Source organism: Streptomyces sp. NPDC023838 (assembly GCF_040639555.1).
In the GTDB taxonomy this organism is placed as follows: Bacteria; Actinomycetota; Actinomycetes; order Streptomycetales; family Streptomycetaceae; genus Streptomyces.
The window spans coordinates 59,699-75,851 of sequence record NZ_JBFAAD010000028.1 but is presented as its reverse complement, the minus strand read 5'-3'; the positions used below and the strand labels follow the sequence as shown (position 1 = coordinate 75,851).

Sequence of the window (16,153 nt, the reverse complement as noted above, 5' to 3'; positions counted from 1 at the left end):
GGAGACGGCCGGAAAAGAACGAGACCGGGATGTGATCGTGAACGCCGTGTCGGTGCGGGCCGTAGTACTGAATACTGCGGTCAAGGCCGGTCCGGTGCGGTGAGCTGGAGGGGACGGTCGCGTGAGCGAGATACCTGAGACGGCTGGCGGCGTCGTGTGGCAGAGCAGCCCGCCTGGCTCGATATACGACTACATCAGGGTCGCCTCGTTCTCGATCGGGCCCGACGGGCTGATCGAGCAGTGGAGCCTGCGGGCCGAGGAGCAGTTCGGGCTGACCGCCCGCGAGGTCGTGGGCGTCGACCCGGTCGACGCCTTCATGCCCCCTGAGCTGCGCTCCCGAGGTCACCGGCGGGTCGCCGAGATCCTGGACGGGCGCGAGTGGACCGGCCTCGTCCCCTTCCGTACACCGGAGCGGGAGGGGCGGCACGGGCTCGCCGAGCTGTATGTGATGCCCAGTGAGACGGCGGCCGGGGAGCGCGGCGCGCTCTGTATCGTCGTCGATGTCCGGGCGTTGCGCGGCATAGAGACGGACCTCGCTGCCTCGCAGGCCATTTTCGGTCAATCTCCCTTCGGCTTCCTGCTGTTCGATACGGACCTCACCGTCCTGCGCGCCAACCGGCGCTTCGCCACCGTCTTCGGCGGCGAGCCCGAAGAGCACCGCGGCCGCACCGTCCACGACTATCTGAACCGCGCCGAGGCCGACCGGATGGCCGCCGCCCTCCAGCGTGTCCTCGACACCGGCGAGGCCGTCACCGACCTCCAGCTCGTCGGCACCGCGCCCGGCGACCCGGCCCGCCGCCACTGGTCGATCAACCTCTACCGCGTGCACAGCGGCACCGGGCGGCCCATCGGCGTCGCCAGCCTCGGCATCGACGTGACCCGCCGCCACAACGCCGCCCGGGAGGCCGCCGACGCCCGCCGCAACCTCGCCCTGCTCAACGAGGCGGGCAACCGGATCGGGAACTCCCTCGACCTGGAGACCACCGCCCGCGAACTCCTCGACGTCGCCGTCCCCGGCTTCTGCGACCTGGCCTCCGTCGACCTGTACCAGGCGCTGCTCGCCGGGGACGACGCCATCCAGAACCGCGTCGACGGCCGCGCCGAGCTGCGCCGGGTCGCCTTCGCCAGCGCCGTCTCGGACACGCCCCTCACCCTCAGCGGAGCCACCGCCCCGGCCGCGTCCGTCTCCGTGGGAGACGTGCATCGCTACCCCTTCCACTCGCCCTGCGCAGACGCCCTGCGCACCGGTCGCCTCCGTGCCGTACCGGGCGACGAGGGGAGCCTGGTGCACACCACGCTCGCCGTCCCGATGGTCGCCCACGACACCGTCGTCGGCCTCGTCCAGTTCTCCCGCGCCAAGGGCAGCGAGCCCTTCGGCGAGCGCGACCGCGCCCTCGCCACCGAACTCGCCTCCCGCGCCGCCGTCTGCATCGACAACGCCCGCCTCTACCGGAGGGAGCACGAGCGCGCGCTGATACTGCAGCGCTCCCTCCTCCCGCCCGGCGACCCCGAGGCCGCCGGGCTGGACATCGCCTGCCGCTATCTGCCGGGCAACGCCGCCACCGAGGTCGGCGGCGACTGGTTCGACGTCATCGAACTCCCCGGCCACCGCACCGCCCTGGTCGTCGGCGACGTGATGGGCCGCGGGCTGCGGGCCGCCGTCGCCATGGGCGAACTGCGCACCGCCGTACGGACCCTGGCCATGCTCGACCTGGAGCCCGCCGAGGTGCTCTCGCACCTGGACGAGATCGCCCGGGGCCTGGGCGACCCCGGAGGCCCCGACCGCGCGCCCGGCGGCAACCGGCGCGGCCGCCCCGGCTCCCGCACCGCCCACAAGTCCCGCGAGGCCGACCTCACCGAGGTGTACCTGGCGACCTGTGTGTACGCCGTGTACGACCCGGTGACGCGGCGCTGCTCCATCGCCAACGCGGGCCATCTGCCGCCGGTCCTGGTCGAGCCCGGCGAGCCCGCGCTGTTCCTGGACATGCCGCCCGGGCTGCCGCTCGGCGTGGGCGGGGAGCCGTTCGAGGAGATCGAGGTCGACCTTCCCGAGGGCGCCCTGCTCGCGCTCTACACCGACGGTCTCGTGGAGTCCCGCGACCACCCCCTGGACGAGGGCCTGCGAGCCTTCCGCAAGGCCATCAGCGACCCGGTCCCGGCCCTGGAGGACGTCTGCGACCAGGTCCTCAACACCCTCGACACCCGCCACGGCGAGGACGACATCGCCCTGCTCATGGCTCGTATTCAGGGCCTGCCCACGGACGCCGTCGGCGACTGGCGGCTGCCGCGCTCGCCGCGCTCGGTCGGCCGCGCCCGCGAGCTCGCCCGCACCCAGCTGCTCGCCTGGGACCTGGACGACCTCGTCGACACCACCGAGCTGCTGGTCAGCGAACTCGTTACCAACGCCCTGCGGTACGGCGAGGGCGAGGTACGGCTCCGGCTGCTGCGGGACCGCACGCTCGTCTGCGAGGTGTGGGACGCGGGTCTGGTCCAGCCGAGACGGCGGCGGGCCCGGGACACGGACGAGGGCGGCCGGGGGCTCCAGCTCGTCGGCATGCTGAGCGCGTCGTGGGGCTCGCGCCGCACCCCGCGCGGCAAGACGGTCTGGTTCGAACTCGCGCTTCCGGACGGCGAGTCCAGCCCCGTGGCCGAGCTGACGGAGGAGCAGCTGCTCAGCATGTTCTGACCCCGGGGGCGTGTCAGGTGCGTACCCGGGCGAGTCAATACCGGGGACGCGCTGTCGGCACGCTGCCCCCTGTCCCGCCTGCGCCAGCGCCTACGTGGTCGCCTTCAGCGCCGCCAGCCGTGCCTCGACCTCCGCCGTGTCGCTCGAGGTGTCCACGTGCTCGAACTGGGCGTCCAGGGACGAGGCGGCGAGTTCCCGCCTGCCCAGCGCTCGTGCCTCCTCGCGCCGCATCTTGTCCTCGAAGCGGGGTATCTCACCGGTCGGGTCGAGCAGAGCGACGCCCTCAAGGCCGTCCAGCGCCTGGTCTTCCGCCCGCGCAGAGGTCGCCCGCGCCGCCAACTCGCCGTGTTCCGCCCTCAAGACGTCCAGCTGGGACTTCATCCGGGCCAGGCCGGACTTGAGTCTGTCCACCACTTCCGTCCGCGCCGCGATCGTCGGCTCCGCCTCCCGCGCCTCCCGCTCCGACTGCACCTGTCTGCCCAGCGCCACCTTGGCGAGGCGGTCGAACCGGTCGGCGTCGTCCGCCAAGCCGTCCGCGCGCAGCCCGTCGGCCTTCCTGCTGGCCGTGACCGCCTGGTCGCCCCACTCCCTGGCGGCGGCCAGGTCCTCGCGCCGGTCCTGCTCCATCAGGCGCACGTCGTCCACCGTCGCGGCGACGGCCCGCTCCGCCTCCGCGATGTTGCCCGTGAACTCCCGTATCAGCTCGTCCAGCATCTTCCGCGGGTCCTCGGCCTGGTCGAGGAGCACGTTGACGTTGGCCTTCGCCAGCTGGACGACCCTGCCCAGAATCGACTGCCTGTCGCTCATGGCTCTTCTCCTTGCCCCGGAAGGTCCTCTGCTCCTGATGCACCGCCCCGCCCGTTCGGGTTCCCGTTCTCCTCCCCGCTTTCCACATCCGCCTCCGCGAGGCTCTGCGCCTGCCGAGCCAGGGCGTCCGCCCGCCGCACCTCGGCGAGCGCGCCCGGTACGTCCGGCCCGGCCGTCTCGTCGGTCTGTGCGAGGTGGCGCCGGGCCTCCGCGAGCCGGGTCCGGGCCGCGGCGCCGACGGCGTCCAGGTGGGTGGCGATGTAGTCGTCCGCTGCCGCGACGGCCGCGCGGGCCGTGAGCGCCGCCCGGTCCAAGCGCGCGCGGGAGCGCCCCGCGCCGCCCTCGCGCTCCCGTACGCCCTGAGCCTCACCCGGGGCCTCAGAGGCCTTGCCCAGGGCCTCACCCACCGCCTCGTCCAGCGCCGCCTCCGCCTCCCCGACCCGGCGCAGCGCCTCGATCGGGTCGTACGGGCCGGCCGCCCGTGCCCGCCCGACGCCGACGAGCACCGTCTCGGCCCGGGCGACGAGACCGGGCAGGCCGGCGGGGGACTGGGCAGCGCCTTCCAGCAGCTCCCGCGCCGAGGCCAGATCCGCCTCGGTGTCGGAGAGCGCGGCGGGCAACAGCTCTTCCGCGTCCGCGAGTTCCCGGCCCCGCCGTTCGATCGCGTCCACCAGCGTCGCCACCCGCGCGACGGCGCTCTCGGCGGCGCGCACCTGCTCCGCGGCCTCGCCCCGGTCCCCCGCGTCGAGGGCTTGGCGGCCCGCGTTGAGCCGGGCCGTGGCGGCGACCAGGTACTCCTTGGCCTCCTCGACATGGCCCGCGACCGGCGCGGTCGCGGGCTGCGCGTACCGCTGGTGCAGTGCGGTCAGCGTCGAGTCCGCCGCGGCCATACGCCCGGTGAGCGTACGGAAGGTGGACTCGACGTAGGCGAGCGCCTGGGGGGCGTCGCGCTCCAGGGCGCGCAGCGCGTCGAAGGCCTCCGACTCGGCGTCGAGGCGCCGGCCGGCCTCCGCGCAGCGCGCGACGATCTCCCGCAGCATCCGCCGCCGGCCCGCCCCGCCCTCCTCCGGCAGCTCCGGCTCGTCGGGCGGGGCGGGTCCCTCCGGCAGGGTGAGCCCCTCCGGCGGCGGCTCGTCGTCGAGCTGCTGGCGCAGCCGGAACGCGGTGGCCAGCTCGGATCGCGCGTGCCCGAGGGCCCGTGCGAACGGCCGGACCGCCTTCTCCCCGAACTGGGCGGTGGCGAAACCCAGTTCCTCGTCACTCGTACGGATGGCGTCATCGGTGGCGACCAGCGTCCGGTCCGCCTCCGCTCGCAGCGCGGCCGGTTCCCGGGGCGTGGCCGCACCCCGCTCCCAGCCCTGAGCGCCCGCGTCCTGAGCGCCCGCCCCCTGCGCGCTCGCCGGTGTCGTGCGGGTGGCGGCCCGCCGCTTCCTGCGCGCGTACGCGTACGCGGCGGCCGCCGCCGCGCCCGCGAGGACGGCGACGGGCATGACGTAGTCGCTCGCCGAGGCCGAGCCGTCGTGCCGGGCGGGCTCCGCCAGGGCCGTGTCCAGCCCCTCGGCCGTGCCGATCGCGGCCCCCGCCCAGTCGCCGCGCCGCAGGGCGGGTTCGGCCGAGTCGCGGGCCACCTCGCCCAGCACCTGGTCGCTGAGCCGGAAGTCCTGGTCGACGGAGTACGCGTACTGGCGCGTCCCGGTGGCGACGGCCAGCAGGACGTCGTCGCGGCTCAGCCCGTTCTTCTGCGCGGTGGTGTCGGCCCAGTCCTGGGCGGTGCGGCCGGAGAAGTCGTCCACGTACACCGCGAAGAGCTGGACGTGGCGGTCGTCGTAGAGGCGGTCGAGCGCGGCGGCGACCCGCGGCGCGCTCGCGCCCAGCGCGTGCGCGAGGTCGGTGATCCGCCCGCTCTCGGCGAGCGCCACCGGGTCCTCGGCGTGCGCTGGCTCCGCGCCGGGCAGCGCCGTCCAGCCCATGGCCAGCAGCACGGCCACGAGGGCCCGGACGGCCCGGGCGGCTGTGCGGGGTCCGGTGCGACTGACACGCGGCGTCACATTTGTGAGCGTATGGCGGTATCTGCCGCTCCGCGACCGGGCGGGAGCACCCGGGACCCGCCGATCCGTGGCCCGGTCGTTGGGCGGTACGCCACCGGGAGGTCATACTTCCACGGCACACTGACAGTCAGGGGTACTCGTGCGGACAGCAATATCGGCCGGAGTCGACGGCCTGCGCCGGTGGCTCCGGCGCCCGGCACGGACGTGGGTGCGGCGTGCCGCGCTGGCGGCCGTGCTCCTGGTGATGGCGCCCATGGTGGTCGGCGCCGTGGCGCTGCGCAGCAGCTACGCGGGCGACCCCGGCGACGGCACCAGAACACGCGGCCGGGACGCCATCTGGCTCGGCCACGCCTGGGTCGACGGCCGCAAGGGCGACCGCGACCTGGACGTCTTCGCCGCGCGCGTACGGGAGACGGGGATACACGACCTGTACGTCCACGCCGGCCCCCTGGAGCACGACGGGACGTTGCCCGCGGCCCGCTACCCGAAGGCGCGCTGGCTGGTCGACGGCGTGCACCGCAGGCTGCCCGGCGTGCGCGTGCAGGCCTGGCTCGGCGACAAGCTCGCCACCGAGGGCCCCAAGGGCCTGCGCCTGGAGCGCCCGGCCACCCGCGCCGCGATGGTGGAATCGGCCCGCCGGGTGCTGGCGGGCGGCGGCTTCGACGGCGTCCACTTCGACCTGGAGCCGATGCCCTCGGGCAACCGTCACTTCCTCGAACTGCTCGACGCGGTGCGGCCCGTGACGCGCGCACAGCACGCGACGCTGTCGGTCGCCGCGCACCAGATCGACCCGGTGCCGAAGCTGCACTCGGCCGCCCGCAAGATCGCCGGGCACCCCAAGTGGTGGTCGCAGGCGTACTTCGGGCAGGTGGCCAAGCGCGTCGACCAGATCGCCGTGATGTCGTACGACACCTCGATGCCGCTGGAGAGCCTGTATGGCGGCTATGTCGCCCAGCAGGCCTCGCTGGCGCTCGAAGTGACGCCCAAGGACACCGACCTGCTGATGGGGCTGCCGTTCTTCCAGACGGAGACCATGGGTCACCACGCCTCGGCCGAGACGGTCAAGGCGGGCGTGCGCGGTGTACGGCTCGGTCTGGGCCGCACCGACCGCCACCGCGAGCACTTCGGCGTGGCGCTCTACGTCGACTTCACCGCGCGCGACCAGGACTGGGCCGCGTACGACAAGGGCTGGAACTGAGGCGCGGCAGTACGGCGACGGCGGGGCCCGGCATCCACTGATGCCGGGCCCCGCCGCTGTCGGCTCCGCGGTCAGCTCCCCGACCGGCGCCCGATCTTGTTGCCGAGCCAGACCAGCGGGTCGTACTTGCGGTCCACCGCCCGCTCCTTGAGCGGGATCAGCGCGTTGTCGGTGATCTTGATGTGCTCGGGGCAGACCTCCGTGCAGCACTTGGTGATGTTGCAGTAGCCGAGGCCGTGTTCGTCCTGGGCGGTGCGCTTGCGGTCCAGGCCCGTCTCGTCCGCCGCGTCCAGCGGGTGCATGTCCAGCTCCGCGATCCGCATCAGGAAGCGCGGCCCCGCGAAGGCGGCCTTGTTCTCCTCGTGGTCGCGCACCACATGACAGGTGTCCTGGCACAGGAAGCACTCGATGCACTTGCGGAACTCCTGCGAGCGCTCCACGTCGACCTGCTGCATCCGGTACTCGCCCGGCGCGACCCCCTTCGGAGGGACGAAGGCGGGAACTTCCCGGGCCTTCTCGTAGTTGAAGGTGACGTCGGTCACCAGGTCGCGGACGACCGGGAACGCCCGCAGCGGGGTGACCGTGATCGTCTCCTCCTGCGAGAAGACCGACATCCGCGTCATGCACATCAGCCGCGGCCGCCCGTTGATCTCCGCCGAGCACGAACCGCACTTGCCCGCCTTGCAGTTCCAGCGCACGGCCAGGTCCGGGACCTGGGTCGCCTGGAGCCGATGGATGATGTCGAGGACGACCTCGCCCTCGTTCACCTCCACCGTGAAGTCCTCCAGGGCGCCGCCGCCGGTGTCGCCCCGCCAGACCCGGAAGCTCGCGTCATACGTGGTCACTCGTAGAGCTCCTCTTCGGCGAGGTACTTGACCAGCTCCTCCTTCTCGAAGAGGGCGAGCAGGTCGGCACGGATGGGTTCGGTCTCTTCGCGCGACAGCCGGATCTGGCCCCGCACCGGATCGGTGGCCGCGAGCCCCTCGGTGGGGTCGGCGAGCCGGCACAGCAGGTTCGCGCGCCGCCAGGTGCGGTCCATCGCGGGCCAGTCCTCGCGGGTGTGGCCGCCCCGGCTCTCGGTGCGCTCCAGGGCCGCGCGCGCCACGCACTCGCTGACCAGGAGCATGTTCCGCAGGTCGAGGGCGAGGTGCCAGCCCGGGTTGAACTGGCGGTGCCCCTCCACCCCGGCCCGCCGGGCCCGTACGCGCAGCTCGGCCAGTCTCTCCAGCGCCTGCCGCATCTCCGCGTCCCGGCGGATGATGCCGACCAGGTCGTTCATGGCCTGCTGGAGCTCCTGGTGGAGGGCGTACGGGTTCTCCGGCGCCGCGCCCTCCTGCGGCTCGGCGCTGAACGGCCGCAGGGCCTCCGCGGCCGCCAGGTCCACCTGGGCCTCGTCGACGGCCGGGCGGGCGCCCGCCAGGGCCGAGGCGTACTCGGCGGCGTGCAGCCCGGCGCGGCGGCCGAAGACCAGCAGGTCGGAGAGGGAGTTGCCGCCGAGCCGGTTGGAGCCGTGCATCCCGCCGGCCACCTCACCCGCGGCGAACAGACCGGGCACCCCGCGCGCGGCCGCGGTGTCGGAGTCGACGGCGATGCCGCCCATCACGTAGTGGCAGGTCGGGCCGACCTCCATCGGCTCGGCCGTGATGTCGACGTCGGCCAGCTCCTTGAACTGGTGGTGCATGGAGGGCAGCCGGCGCCGGATGACCTCGGCGGGCATCCGGGTGGAGACGTCCAGGAAGACGCCGCCGTGCGGGGAGCCGCGGCCCGCCTTCACCTCGGAGTTGATGGCGCGGGCGACCTCGTCGCGCGGGAGCAGCTCGGGCGGGCGGCGGTTGTGGTCCGGGTCCTCGTACCAGCGGTCGCCCTCGGCCTCGGACTCCGCGTACTTCTCCTTGAAGACGTCCGGCACGTAGTCGAACATGAAGCGCTTGCCCTCGGAGTTGCGCAGCACGCCGCCGTCGCCGCGCACCGACTCGGTGACCAGGATGCCCTTGACCGAGGGCGGCCAGACCATGCCGGTGGGGTGGAACTGCACGAACTCCATGTTCAGCAGCGGCGCACCGGCGAGCAGCGCGAGCGCGTGGCCGTCGCCCGTGTACTCCCACGAGTTGGACGTCACCTTGAAGGACTTGCCGATGCCGCCGGTCGCCAGCACCACGGCCGGGGCCTCCAGGACGAAGAACCGGCCGGACTCGCGCTCGTAGCAGAACACGCCCGAGACCCGGTCGCCGTCCTTCAACACCCGGGTGACCGTGCACTCCTGGAAGACCTTCAGCCGGGCCTCGTAGTCGCCGAACTCGCGCTTGTCGTCCTGCTGGAGGGAGACGATCTTCTGCTGGAGGGTGCGGATGAGCTCCAGGCCGGTGCGGTCGCCGACGTGGGCCAGGCGCGGGTACTCGTGGCCGCCGAAGTTGCGCTGGGAGATCCGGCCGTCCGGCGTACGGTCGAAGAGGGCGCCCCAGGTCTCCAGCTCCCACACCCGGTCGGGCGCCTCGCGCGCGTGGAGCTCGGCCATCCGCCACTGGTTGAGGAACTTGCCGCCGCGCATGGTGTCGCGGAAGTGGACCTGCCAGTTGTCGCCGTCGTTCACATTGCCCATGGAGGCGGCGATGCCGCCCTCGGCCATCACCGTGTGGGCCTTGCCGAAGAGGGACTTGCAGATGACCGCGGTACGGGCGCCCTGCTCCCGGGCCTCGATGGCGGCCCGCAGGCCCGCACCGCCCGCGCCCACCACGACCACGTCCCACTGCTGCCGTTCCGCTTGCGTCATCAGAAGAACCTCGGATCGTCGAACGCCCCGGTGGCGAGGAAGTACACGTACAGGTCGGCCAGCGAGACACTGATCAACGAGGCCCAGGCGAGCAGCATGTGATGGCGGTTCAGCTTCCCGGCCCAGCCCCACAGCCGGTAGCGCACCGGGTGCTTGGAGAAGTGCCGCAGCCGGCCACCGACGATGTGCCGGCAGGAGTGGCAGGAGAGGGTGTACGCCCAGATCAGCACGATGTTGAGGGTGAAGACCAGGGTGCCGAGCCCCATGTGGCCCCACCGGTAGTGCTCGTCGCGGTAGGTGAGGACCGTGTCGTACGTGAGGAACGCGGCGACCGGCAGCGCGAAGTAGAACGTGTACCGGTGGATGTTCTGGATGATGAGCGGGAAGCGGGTCTCGCCCGAGTACTTCTTGTGCGGCTCGGCCACCGCGCAGGCGGGCGGCGAGGCCCAGAAGCCCCGGTAGTAGGCCTTGCGGTAGTAGTAGCAGGTGCCGCGGAAGGCGAGCGGGAAGATCAGGATGAGCAGGGCGGGCGAGAGGCCCCACCAGCTGCCGATCAGGTCGGCGTTCGGGCCGCCGCGCATCGGGACGCAGTTGTCGGCGACGCACGGCGAGTAGAACGGCGAGACGTACGGAGCGGCGTAGTAGTCGTCGTTCACGAAGGCCCGCCAGGTCGAGTAGACGACGAAGGCGAGCAGTCCGGCGGCGGTCACGGCCGGCGCCAGCCACCAGCGGTCGGTGCGCAGGTGGCGGGGTGCGATGGCGGCGCGCGAGGCGTCGTGAACGCCGGTGAGCGGTTGGGGTTCGGTGCCTGTGGCCAACAGGGGCTCCAGTCGCGTGAGTCTCAGGGGGCGCGCCGGTCGCCGGCGCCCAGACCTTCGTCGTCCGAGTCCGTCCACAGCGAGGTGTCGTAGGGCGCGTCCGGGATGGTGACCAGGTCGGGGCGGGTCTCGGCGGTACGGGGAGCGGTCTCGCGCAGCAGCGCGACGCTCTCGCGCAGATGGTCGGTGTCGGTCCGTATCCGCCGGATGTCCAGGCCGCCGTCGCCGACCTGTTTCTCCAGCCGCCCCACCGACCTCACCAGGTCGTCGAGACAGCGCTGAACTGCCGTCAACTCGTCCTGCAGGGACATGACGTGCCCTACCTTCCGCACTAGCGGGCGGCGACCGGTCGTTCCGGAGGGCGACCTCCGGATCCCCCCGAAAGGTCATGCGCCTGAGAGTGTCGCGCGTCACTTCCGTGATTGTGAAGGTGTGTGCACCGGGTTCCGGGGGCGCGCACCCACCCGTACGCGCCGTCATTGCGCCGCACGGGTGGGATCCGGCCGCCGCCGCGCCGTGTCGCCGTACGGGCGGGGGCGCCGTCCTCTTCAGTGGGTCAGCAATACATGTGATCATCGCGAAATGCCACCAAGCAAACAAAACTGACGAAGAGGTACAAACATGCCCCACGTCGGCGTCCAGCGCGGGAGGGCATCCCGGGCGACCCGCACCGTCGCCGCGATCCGCACCGTCGCGTCGCTCCGGTCCGTCGCGCTCCTCACCTCCGGTGTGCTGGCGCTCCCCGCACTGACCGGCTGCTCCTCGGGCGACGACGAGGCCGGCGCGGTCGTCGCCCCCCAGGACATCGGCGCGGCGGCCCGGCCCCAGGTCGCCGACGGGGGCACCCTGCGCTGGGCCGTCGACGCGATGCCCCAGACGCTCAACGCCTTCCAGGCCGACGCCGACGCCGCCACCGCGCGCATCACCGGCGCGGTGCTGCCCTCCCTCTTCACCCTGGACGAACGCGGCCGCCCCCAGCGCAACCCGGACTATCTGGAGCGCGCGGAGATCGTGCAGCGCGAGCCCAAGCAGGTCGTGCTCTACAAGCTCAACCAGAAGGCGGTGTGGAGCGACGGCAGGGAGATCGGCGCGCCCGACTTCGTCGCCCAGTGGCGCGCGCTCAGCGGCCGCGACACGGCGTACTGGACCGCGCGCAACGCGGGGTACGAGCGGATCGAGAAGATCGAGAAGGGCGCCAACGACCTGGAGGTCAAGGTCACCTTCGCCAAGCCGTACGCGGATTGGCGGGCCCTGTTCAGCCCGCTCTATCCCAAGGACGTCACCGGCACGCCGGACGCCTTCAACGACGGCGCCCGCACCAAGCTGAAGGCCACTGCAGGACCGTTTCTCCTGAAGGCCTCGGACCGCGACAAGGGCACCTTCACGCTGGCCCGCAACCCGCGCTGGTGGGGCCGGCCCAGCAAGCTCGACGAGCTGGTCTTCCGGGCCGTGCCGCGCGACAAGCGGGTCGCCGCCCTCGCCGACGGCAGTCTGGACGTGGCCGAGATCGACCGGTCCGCCGCCGACCGCATCACCCTGGCCGAGCGCGACAAGGGCGCGGGGCGCGGTAACGACGGCCCCGGGCTCACCCACGGCCCCGGCGCCGCGATCACCCCGGCCTCCGCGCTGCGCTCCTGGGCGATCGCGCACGGCTCCGACGGGGAGCGGGCCGAGGCGGAGGTCCGGGCCCGCAAGCAGACCCGCGAGGCCGTCGCGCGGTACGCGGACGAGCAGGCGGGGCTGGCCGGGCTCAGCATCCGCAAGTCCCTGGAGCCCGCCTACACCCAGCTCGCCCTCAACGGCAGCACCGGCCCCCTCGCCGACGAACGGGTGCGCCGGGCGGTGGCCCGGGCCCTCGACCGCCAGGAGCTCGCGGAGATCGTGCTCAAGCCGCTCGGGCTGCCCGCCCGGCCGCCCGGCAGCCACTTGGCGCTGGCGGGCCAGCCCGCGTACGCCGACAACAGCGGCGCGCTCGGCGGCCAGGACACCCACGAGGCGCAGGCCCTGCTCGCGGACGCGGGCTGGACCCCGGGCGGCGCCCGCCAGAAGCCCGGCACGACCAAGGCGGGCAGCAAGGCGTCCGGCTCCTCGGCGGACGACGGCGCCAAGCGGGAGAGCGCCGGGGACGCGGGCGACTCCAACGACGACGGCACGTACATCGTCGGCGACGACAAGGGCAGGCGGGTCCGGTCGGGGCCCAATCGGTACTCCCTGGGCGGCGTGAAGGTCGGCGAGGGCCCCTACGGCGCCGACGAGGCTGGTCCCCGGCCGGGCTCCGGCGCACAGGACGACGACGAGGGCCCGGTCGGGAGCGACGGCAAGCCCGGCGACAACCGGCCCCGCGGCTCGGGCCCCGGCGCCGAGACGCACGTCCTCGCCCCGGCCCGTGGAGCCGCGCTCCAGGAGATCGCCCTGATGCGCCAGGCCGAGTCACTGGACGACGCGGGCCACGGCCACCAGGACGAGGCCGGGCAGAAGAAGGAGCGCGCGACCAAGGAGGACGTCCGGCGCACCGAGGCCCAGCGCCCGGGCGGCGCCCCCGGCGCGTACGCCCCCAAGGGCACCGCGGCCCCGGCGGCGGGCGGCTCGCTCGGCAAGGACGGCAAGCCGCTCACCCTGCGCTTCGTGCTCCCCTCGGGCGCGGGCTCCGAGCAGCTGCGGGCGGTGGGCGACCGCATCGCCCAGATGCTGAAGGCCGTCGGGATCAGCACCGAGATCTCCAAGGTGGCCGACGACAGCTACTTCAAGGACCACATCGCCTCGGGCGACTTCGATCTGGCGCTGTACTCCTGGCCCGGCACGGCCTACCCGGCCACCGACGACCGGCCCGTCTTCGCCAAGCCGGAGCCCGCCTCGGACGGCTCGCTGGTCGTGGAGCAGAACTACACCCGGGTCGGCACCGACCACATCGATCAGCTGTTCGATCAGGCGGTCGGGGAGCTCGACGAGGACGAGGCCCGCGATCTGGTGCGCAAGGCGGACGCCAGGATCTGGGCGGCGGCCGGATCCATCCCCCTCTACCAGCGCCCGCAGCTGGTCGCGGTGAAGCCGAATGTCGCCAATGCGGGGGCTTTCGGGTTCGCCGCCCCGCACTTCCAGGACATCGGCTTCAAGAAGGCGGAAAGCGCCGCGAACGGGCAGAAGAAGTAACAGAAAAGATCAGCGACGGTCGGTGGCCGTACTGAGAAGTAGCAGGTCAGAACCTCAGAACTGGCTCAAGTCCCTTGCCCGTCGGTCCGCCGGCGGGCAAGGTCGTACCTGCCCTTGACCCGGCCCCGAGGCTGCCCCGACCAGGGCTTCCTCACAGTTCCCCGCACCCCGCAGAACGATCATAGGTTCGGCCCGGGAGGCCTCCGGCGCGCCAGCCCCGTACCATAGGACTAGCCGTGGCGTGTCCGCGCCCGGCGGGCGGACGAGGCTTCGACCGTCAGACGCCTGATTCCCGATCGAGAGAAGCGCCAGCCAGCATGCCCACGCGCCACGACATCCGCAATGTCGCCATCGTCGCCCACGTCGACCACGGTAAGACGACCATCGTCGACGCCATGCTCAAGCAGGCCGGCTCCTTCGCCGCGCACGCCGCCGAGTCCCTCGACGACCGCATGATGGATTCGAACGACCTGGAGCGTGAGAAGGGCATCACGATCCTCGCCAAGAACACGGCGGTGAAGTACCACCCCAAGGACGGCGGGGCCCCCATCACGATCAACATCATCGACACCCCCGGCCACGCCGACTTCGGTGGTGAGGTCGAGCGCGGTCTGTCGATGGTGGACGCGGTCGTGCTGCTGGTGGACGCCTCCGAGGGCCCCCTCCCGCAGACGCGCTTCGTGCTGCGCAAGGCGCTCCAGCAGCGGCTGCCCGTCATCCTCTGCATCAACAAGACGGACCGCCCCGACTCCCGGATCGACGAGGTCGTCAACGAGACGTACGACCTGTTCCTGGACCTGGACGCGGACGAGGACCAGATCGAGTTCCCGATCGTCTACGCCTGCGGCCGCGACGGCATCGCCTCGCTGACCAAGCCGGAGGACGGCACGGTCCCGGCCGACTCCACCAGCCTGGAGCCGTTCTTCTCCACCATCCTGGAGCACGTCCCGGCCCCGACGTACGAGGAGGACGCGCCGCTCCAGGCCCACGTCACCAACCTCGACGCCGACAACTTCCTCGGCCGTATCGCGCTGCTCCGCGTCGAGCAGGGCGAGCTGCGCAAGGGCCAGACCGTGGCCTGGATCAAGCGCGACGGCTCGATGTCCAACGTCCGCATCACCGAGCTGATGATGACCGAGGCGCTCACCCGCAAGCCCGCCGAGGTCGCGGGCCCGGGCGACATCTGCGCCGTCGCCGGTATCCCGGACATCATGATCGGTGAGACCCTCGCCGACCCCGAGAACCCTGTCGCGCTCCCGCTGATCACGGTGGACGAGCCCGCGATCTCCATGGTCATCGGCACCAACACCTCGCCGCTGGTCGGCCGCGGCGGCACCGGCAAGGGCGCCTCGGCCAAGGCGGCCGTCAAGGACCGCAAGGTCACCGCGCGCCAGGTGAAGGACCGCCTCGACCGCGAGCTCATCGGTAACGTCTCGCTGCGCGTGCTGGACACCGAGCGCCCCGACGCCTGGGAGGTGCAGGGCCGCGGTGAGCTGGCGCTGGCCATCCTGGTCGAGCAGATGCGCCGCGAGGGCTTCGAGCTGACCATCGGCAAGCCGCAGGTCGTCACCAAGCTCGTCGACGGCAAGGTGCACGAGCCGGTCGAGCGACTCACGGTGGACGTGCCCGAGGAGCACATGGGCGCCGTCACGCAGCTCATGGGCGTCCGCAAGGGCCGGATGGACAACATGTCCAACCACGGCTCCGGCTGGGTCCGCATGGAGTTCGTCGTCCCGTCCCGCGGCCTGATCGGCTTCCGTACGGAGTTCCTCACCGGCACGCGCGGCACCGGCATCGCGCACTCCATCCACGAGGGCCACGAGCCGTGGTTCGGCACCCTGACGACCCGTAACAACGGTTCGCTGGTCGCCGACCGCGCGGGCGCCGTCACCGCCTTCGCGATGACCAACCTCCAGGAGCGCGGTGTGCTCTTCACCGACCCGGGCACCGAGGTGTACGAGGGCATGATCGTCGGCGAGAACTCGCGCGCCGACGACATGGACGTCAACATCACCAAGGAGAAGAAGCTCACCAACATGCGCTCCTCCTCCGCCGACTCCTTCGAGGCGATCGTCCCGCCGCGCAAGCTCTCCCTGGAGCAGTCCCTGGAGTTCTGCCGCGACGACGAGTGCGTCGAGGTGACCCCGGAGGCCGTCCGCATCCGCAAGGTCGTCCTGGACCAGAAGGAGCGCGGCCGCACGGCCTCGCGCGCCAAGCACGGCTGAGCCTGACCCCGTTGGGCCGCACGGCCCGGCTCCCCGCGATCTTCGCGGGGGGCCGGGCCGTTGTCGTACGGTGGGTCCGCGCGGGGCGGCGCGCACTGCCTTCCGGCGGTCGCGCGGTCAAGTTGTTTTCCTCTACATCCTGTTCGGATATCGAGCGCTGCTCTCCGGAAGATGTGTTAACGGTCCGTTTCGGGCGTGTCTGTCTGTGCTCTGTTTGTCCGGATTTCGGACTGTTGGCCTGACCTGATGTTGTCAAAACGAGACCCTTTAAGTGTGGTTTACAGCCCGGCCGTACTTAATAGTTGGCTCCACTGAGCTCGGGTCAATGGGTCACGCACTGTGGGGAGTGCCGACTCACGAGCACACTCGGGGCGCTTCATCGATCGCCGTCAGGGGTGTCGGCGATCTTTTTGTGCCCCTCTTGTTGTGACAAGTGGACTCATGAGGAGGA

10 protein-coding genes are annotated in these 16,153 nt (G+C 72.1%); 4 read left to right on the top strand and 6 right to left on the bottom strand.

The window, feature by feature from the left end:
• The first annotated feature begins 121 nt into the window (after nt 1-121).
• A complete protein-coding gene (locus AB0G17_RS28070; RefSeq protein ID WP_361388623.1) occupies nt 122-2,686 on the top strand; it encodes a SpoIIE family protein phosphatase in 2,565 nt (854 codons plus the stop codon).
• A 90-nt stretch (nt 2,687-2,776) separates the two neighbouring features.
• Here AB0G17_RS28070 and AB0G17_RS28065 read toward each other — a convergent pair whose 3' ends face one another.
• Both AB0G17_RS28065 and AB0G17_RS28060 read right to left on the bottom strand, forming a co-directional pair.
• Nucleotides 2,777-3,493, bottom strand: a complete 717-nt coding sequence (locus AB0G17_RS28065) for a PspA/IM30 family protein (protein WP_361388620.1) — start codon at nt 3,491-3,493, stop codon at nt 2,777-2,779.
• Complete coding sequence (locus AB0G17_RS28060) at nt 3,490-5,541, bottom strand: TPM domain-containing protein (RefSeq protein WP_361388617.1); 2,052 nt, start codon at nt 5,539-5,541, stop codon at nt 3,490-3,492. Before AB0G17_RS28060 ends, AB0G17_RS28065 begins: the two co-directional genes overlap by 4 nt.
• A 244-nt stretch (nt 5,542-5,785) precedes the next feature.
• Here AB0G17_RS28060 and AB0G17_RS28055 point away from each other — a divergent pair, with 244 nt between their 5' ends.
• Entirely contained in the window at nt 5,786-6,739 is a 954-nt protein-coding gene (locus AB0G17_RS28055) for a glycosyl hydrolase family 18 protein (protein ID WP_361388700.1), read from the top strand.
• A 71-nt stretch (nt 6,740-6,810) separates the two neighbouring features.
• Here the strand turns inward: AB0G17_RS28055 and AB0G17_RS28050 are convergent, their stop codons facing one another.
• From AB0G17_RS28050 to AB0G17_RS28035, 4 genes are read right to left on the bottom strand one after another with little or no spacing between them, the layout of a single operon-like run.
• A complete protein-coding gene (locus AB0G17_RS28050; RefSeq protein ID WP_361388614.1) occupies nt 6,811-7,584 on the bottom strand; it encodes a succinate dehydrogenase/fumarate reductase iron-sulfur subunit in 774 nt (257 codons plus the stop codon).
• Nucleotides 7,581-9,509 (bottom strand): fumarate reductase/succinate dehydrogenase flavoprotein subunit, encoded by a 1,929-nt coding sequence (locus tag AB0G17_RS28045; protein WP_361388611.1) that lies wholly within the window; start codon nt 9,507-9,509, stop codon nt 7,581-7,583. The genes AB0G17_RS28050 and AB0G17_RS28045 overlap by 4 nt, the downstream gene beginning before the upstream one ends.
• Nucleotides 9,509-10,327 (bottom strand): hypothetical protein, encoded by an 819-nt coding sequence (locus tag AB0G17_RS28040; protein ID WP_361388608.1) that lies wholly within the window; start codon nt 10,325-10,327, stop codon nt 9,509-9,511. The genes AB0G17_RS28045 and AB0G17_RS28040 overlap by 1 nt, the downstream gene beginning before the upstream one ends.
• A 23-nt stretch (nt 10,328-10,350) precedes the next feature.
• Nucleotides 10,351-10,638, bottom strand: a complete 288-nt coding sequence (locus AB0G17_RS28035; RefSeq protein ID WP_361388605.1) for a hypothetical protein — start codon at nt 10,636-10,638, stop codon at nt 10,351-10,353.
• Nucleotides 10,639-10,948: 310 nt separating this feature from the next.
• Here AB0G17_RS28035 and AB0G17_RS28030 point away from each other — a divergent pair, with 310 nt between their 5' ends.
• Together AB0G17_RS28030 and typA are read left to right on the top strand one after the other, a co-directional pair.
• Nucleotides 10,949-13,477 (top strand): ABC transporter family substrate-binding protein, encoded by a 2,529-nt coding sequence (locus AB0G17_RS28030; protein WP_361388602.1) that lies wholly within the window; start codon nt 10,949-10,951, stop codon nt 13,475-13,477.
• 317 nt (nt 13,478-13,794) lie between these two features.
• Complete coding sequence (gene typA, locus AB0G17_RS28025) at nt 13,795-15,702, top strand: translational GTPase TypA (protein ID WP_361388599.1); 1,908 nt, start codon at nt 13,795-13,797, stop codon at nt 15,700-15,702.
• The last annotated feature ends 451 nt before the right edge of the window (nt 15,703-16,153 follow it).

Excerpts from the sequence above, each read along its gene's own strand:
- AB0G17_RS28055 (WP_361388700.1), top strand. The coding sequence starts at position 5,786 with ATGGCGCCCATGGTGGTCGGCGCCGTGGCGCTGCGCAGCAGCTACGCG.
- AB0G17_RS28065 (WP_361388620.1), bottom strand. The coding sequence starts at position 3,493 with ATGAGCGACAGGCAGTCGATTCTGGGCAGGGTCGTCCAGCTGGCGAAG.
- AB0G17_RS28045 (WP_361388611.1), bottom strand. The coding sequence starts at position 9,509 with ATGACGCAAGCGGAACGGCAGCAGTGGGACGTGGTCGTGGTGGGCGCG.
- AB0G17_RS28035 (WP_361388605.1), bottom strand. The coding sequence starts at position 10,638 with ATGTCCCTGCAGGACGAGTTGACGGCAGTTCAGCGCTGTCTCGACGAC.
- typA (WP_361388599.1), top strand. The coding sequence starts at position 13,795 with ATGCCCACGCGCCACGACATCCGCAATGTCGCCATCGTCGCCCACGTC.
- AB0G17_RS28030 (WP_361388602.1), top strand. The coding sequence starts at position 10,949 with ATGCCCCACGTCGGCGTCCAGCGCGGGAGGGCATCCCGGGCGACCCGC.